This window comes from Bacillus cereus, assembly GCF_015071065.1.
GTDB lineage: Bacteria > Bacillota > Bacilli > Bacillales > Bacillaceae_G > Bacillus_A > Bacillus_A cereus_BA.
In genome coordinates this window covers 1-3,529 of sequence record NZ_VOVA01000058.1, presented here as the reverse complement: position 1 = coordinate 3,529, position 3,529 = coordinate 1, and the positions used below count along the sequence as shown (strand labels likewise).

The following is a 3,529-nucleotide window of genomic DNA, read 5'->3' as shown; positions in this document are numbered from 1 at the left end:
CCCTGATACATAATTGATGTTCTGCCATTTGTAGAAAACAATCCACTTATACCATTTTAACAAGAAGAAATATCTCGTCCATGTTGTAATATTGGCTTACGTTAAGCTTGTGAAAAAATCATATTCATGTATAATACAATTGATGTATGATACATTAGTTGTAGGAGGGTGACCTTTTTGAAAAGAGAAGATGCCTTAAAACTAAGAACAGATATTAAGAAAATGATTATAATAACTGGGGTTTTTGAATCTCAAAATTTGCCCAATGGACCATTTGAAAAACCTTTACCAACTTCTCAAATGATGGCGTTAGAGGAACTAGAGGTGGAAAAATTAACTGTTTGGCAACTATCCAATAAACTTAGATTAGAGACTTCAACTGTAAGTAGATTGGTAGATAAGTTAGTAAAAAAGGGGCTTGTTTATCGTGAAGTAAATGAAAAAAATAGAAGAGAACTTTTTCTGCACCTCACAGAAAAAGGTCACATAACTGTTAATTGCTTAAGAGAGCAATCCATTACATTTTATCAAAGTATTCTCAATAATTTATCAGAATCAGAACAAAAAATAGTTGTGGATGGTTTTGAATTATTTATTGATTCTATTTCTAAGCCTTTTGATTAGAGTGAGGTAAATCATAACATTTGGAGGATAAAATGAGTTTGGATTTCGAACGTCCTATTATTGAATTAAAAGAGAAATTTGATGAATTAAAGAAAATTATGAAAGAAAATAATGTAGATTTATCGTCAGAAATTCATGTATTAGAAAAACGTTTAAATAAAATGCAAGATAAAATTTATTCTAATATTACACCTTTTCAACGAGTTCAAATTGCAAGGCTACGTAACCGGCCCACGACATTGGACTATATACCTTTATTGTTTACAAACTTTCTCGAACTTCATGGTGATCGATTATATGGTGATGATAAAGCAATGATAGGTGGTATTGCAAAATTTAAAGGGATGCCCGTTACGGTTATTGGTCATCAAAGAGGTAGAAATACAAAGGAAAGTATAGAAAGAAATTTTGGAATGGCACATCCAGAAGGTTATAGAAAAGCGCTAAGACTTATGAAACAAGCTGATAAATTTAATCGCCCTATTATTACATTTATTGATACAATAGGCGCCTATCCAGGGAAAGGGTCTGAAGAACGTGGAATTTCTGAAGCGATAGCTCGAAATCTATTTGAAATGGCTACACTTAAAGTGCCAATTGTTTGTATTGTAATTGGAGAGGCATCAAGTGGTGGAGCTCTTGGCCTTAGTGTCGGTAACCATATCCATATGTTAGAGTATTCATGGTACTCGGTAATTTCGCCAGAAGGAGCAGCATCTATCCTATGGAAGGACGCTAAGTATGCTCCAGAAGCTGCTGAACATATGAAAATTTCAGCAAAAGATTTAAAACATTTAGGAATTATTGATGAAATCATTCCTGAAATTAAAGGTGGAGCACAAAATGATATAAAATCACAGGCAAAAATGATTGAATCTGTAATCGAATCATCTCTAAAAAAATTGATACTATTATCCTCGGAAGAGCTTATACAACAGCGATATGAAAAGTATAGACAAATAGAGAATTATAAATGAAAATATTTAAAGTCTGTATTATATTTCGGAGGATTCTCACAAAAAATTCTAAATATTTTGTAAGTAACCTCTTAAACTGGGATATGCTGATACTATTACTCTACAAAAGATGTGTGATCGGTATGGAAAAGGAAAATTTGTTCAAATGGAAGCATTATCAGCAAGATATTATTTTGTTAACTGTACGTTGGTACGGTACAACTTAATTTTTCGTAATTTAGTAGAAATGATGAGGAACCAGGATTATCCTACCATTATGCTAGAAATATATATGTTATATTTTCTTTTCCATTACCTTTGCACCAGAACCAAAAAATACGCTATTCTTTCTGTAGAATCATAGGAAAGGATGGCGTTTTTGTATGTATCTATCAATTTCTGACGAATTACAATTATTTGCTGAAGAATTATATGAACATCTTACCCCTTCATTTTTGGAAAATCTCGCTAGAGAGCTAGGTTTTGTAAAGCGAAAACGTAAATTTTCAGGGTATGATTTAGCTACTATATGTGTCTGGATTAGTCAACGAGTAGCGAGTGATTCATTAGTCCGATTGTGTAGTCAGCTACATGCATCAACAGGAACTCTTATGAGTCCTGAAGGACTAAATAAGCGCTTTAATAAAAAGGCAGTGTTCTTTTTGAAACATATTTTCTCCACATTATTAAAAAATAAAGTTTGTGGAAAGTCAGCAATTCCAAGTGCTTCACTTACCTATTTTCAGCGAATTCGTATTTTAGATGCAACCATTTTTCACGTACCAAAACACTTGGCCAATGTATATCCTGGATCAGGTGGTTGTGCACAAACAGCGGGTATAAAAATCCAGTTAGAATATGATTTACATAGTGGTCAGTTTTTAAATTTCCAAGTGGAACCAGGGAAAAATAATGATAAAACCTTTGGAACAGAGTGTTTATCAACATTACGCCCTGGTGACCTATGTATCCGGGATTTAGGCTATTATTCACTGGATGATTTAGATCAAATGGATCAACGTGGTGTGTACTATATATCGCGACTCAAATTAAACAATAGGGTATATGTCAAAAATGAATTTCCTGAATACTTTCGAAACGGAACAATAAAAAAACAATCTCAGTACATCAAAGTTGATTTAGAGCACATCATGGATACCTTAAAACCAGGACAGTCCTATGAAATAAAAGAAGCTTATATTGGAAAGGATAAAAAACTATTCACTCGGGTGATTATGTATCGATTAACAGAAAAACAACTTCGTAAGCGTATGAAAAAACAAGTGTACACAGAAAGTAAAAAAGGGATTACATATTCGGAAAAAAGCAAACGATTAGCTGGCATGAACCTATATGTTACCAATACACTTTGGGAGATTGCTCCGATGGAACAAATCCATAATTTTTACTCTCTCCGCTGGCAAATTGAAATCATTTTTAAAACTTGGAAATCCTTATTTCAAATTCATCATTGGCAACATATTAAACAAGAGCGATTAGAATGCCATGTTTATGGAAAACTCATTGCCATTTTTCTATGTTCTTCTACTATGTTTAAGATGCGACAATTAATTTTACAAAAGAAGAAACAAGAATTAAGTGAATATAAAGCAATTGGAATGATTCAAGATCACTTATCAAGTTTGTATCAAGCCATACAACAAAACATCCAAGAAATAACAAAGATCCTAATCAGCCTGTTCCACCTCCTACAGAAGAACGGGAGAAAATCTCATCGATATGAGAAGAAGACTGTTTTTGATATTATGGGTGTTGTTTATGAGTATAATGGGTTGAAAAAACAAAAGAAAGTTGCATAATTTAAAAAAGGAAACCCGTTAGGGTTTATTTGGTATGCATATTATTAAGAGTATGCTTCTATTTTAGGAATGCTTTACCTCCACAAAATGAAAGTACACTTTGTTTTCATTTTTAAGTTGATGGGCATG

At 32.7% G+C, this 3,529-nt stretch carries 3 protein-coding genes and 1 pseudogene; all 4 read left to right on the top strand.

Annotated features, from left to right (window positions below):
* The first annotated feature begins 177 nt into the window (after positions 1 to 177).
* The 4 genes and pseudogenes from FT637_RS29350 to FT637_RS29335 all read left to right on the top strand — a co-directional run bounded on the left by FT637_RS29350 (position 178) and on the right by FT637_RS29335 (position 3,400).
* Positions 178 to 624 carry a MarR family winged helix-turn-helix transcriptional regulator gene (locus FT637_RS29350; RefSeq protein WP_002095873.1) on the top strand — a complete coding sequence of 149 codons (447 nt, stop codon included), beginning with the start codon at positions 178 to 180 and terminating at the stop codon, positions 622 to 624.
* A 32-nt stretch (positions 625 to 656) separates the two neighbouring features.
* Positions 657 to 1,601, top strand: a complete 945-nt coding sequence (locus tag FT637_RS29345) for an acetyl-CoA carboxylase carboxyltransferase subunit alpha (protein ID WP_002162311.1) — start codon at positions 657 to 659, stop codon at positions 1,599 to 1,601.
* A 122-nt stretch (positions 1,602 to 1,723) separates the two neighbouring features.
* Positions 1,724 to 1,842 (top strand): annotated as a pseudogene (locus FT637_RS29340) (IS6 family transposase); the annotation flags it as partial.
* A gap of 121 nt (positions 1,843 to 1,963) precedes the next feature.
* Complete coding sequence (locus FT637_RS29335; protein ID WP_193649229.1) at positions 1,964 to 3,400, top strand: IS4 family transposase; 1,437 nt, start codon at positions 1,964 to 1,966, stop codon at positions 3,398 to 3,400.
* Positions 3,401 to 3,529: the final 129 nt, after the last annotated feature.

What these genes read in the sequence shown, in the direction of transcription:
- FT637_RS29345 (WP_002162311.1), top strand. Translation starts at nt 657, where the DNA reads ATGAGTTTGGATTTCGAACGTCCTATTATTGAATTAAAAGAGAAATTT.
- FT637_RS29335 (WP_193649229.1), top strand. Translation starts at nt 1,964, where the DNA reads ATGTATCTATCAATTTCTGACGAATTACAATTATTTGCTGAAGAATTA.